This window comes from Micromonospora sp. MH33 (assembly GCF_003013775.1).
Taxonomy (GTDB): domain Bacteria; phylum Actinomycetota; class Actinomycetes; order Mycobacteriales; family Micromonosporaceae; genus Micromonospora; species Micromonospora fulviviridis.
Window position 1 is genome coordinate 1 of the sequence record NZ_MUYZ01000434.1, and the last position, 779, is coordinate 779.

The following is a 779-nucleotide window of genomic DNA, read 5'->3' on the forward strand; positions in this document are numbered from 1 at the left end:
CTCACCGAGGCGGCCGACCGGGCCGTGCGCGAGCTGGCCGCCCGGCGCGGCACCACCGTGGCGGCCGTGCTGCTGGCCGGCTTCGGCGAGCTGCTGCGCCGGCTCACCGGCGGCGACGACCACGTGCTCGGCGCGATCGTCGCCGACCGCCGGCTGGCCGCCTTCGACGACGTCATCGGCTTCTTCATCGACACCGTGCCGGTGCGGGTCCGCACCGGCGGGGCGACCTTCGCCGGGCTCGTCGACCGGTGCGCCGCCGAGCTGCACGCGGTCACCGAGCACCCCGGTGCGCCGCTGGAACGGATCGTCGAGGCGCTCGGCGTCGGCCGGGACACCTCCCGCGCCCCGCTCGTGCAGGTGCTGTTCAACGTGCTCAACTTCGTCCCGCCCCGGCTCGCGCTGACCGGCCTGGCGGTCGAGCCGGTGCCGGTGCCGAAGCCCGGCTCGCCCTTCGACATCACCGTCTACGTGGTGGAACGGGACGGCCGGGCCGGCGTCGAGGTGGTGCACAACCCGGACCTGTTCGACGCGGCCCGGATCGAGGCGCTCCTGGCCGACCTGGCCGCCCTGGTCGGCGCCCTCGCGGCCGACCCGGACGCGCCCGCCGACGCGGTCGCCCCCGAGCTGCCCCGGCCGGCGGTACGGGTGCCGGCGCTGGGCGCGATGACCGTGGCCGCCGCCGAGCCGGCCCGGGCCCCGCTGCCCACCGGGCCGGACGCGCTCACCCCCACGGAGGAGCTGATCGCCGGCATCTGGCGGGAGGTGCTCGGCCGGGACCG

The 779-nt window shown here is 77.9% G+C and carries 1 protein-coding gene; it reads left to right on the forward strand.

Annotation, left to right across the window (positions count from 1 at the left end; all coding sequences use genetic code 11):
• Positions 1-779: condensation domain-containing protein (locus B0E53_RS33865; protein WP_246835739.1), on the forward strand; the 779-nt coding region annotated here is incomplete at both ends.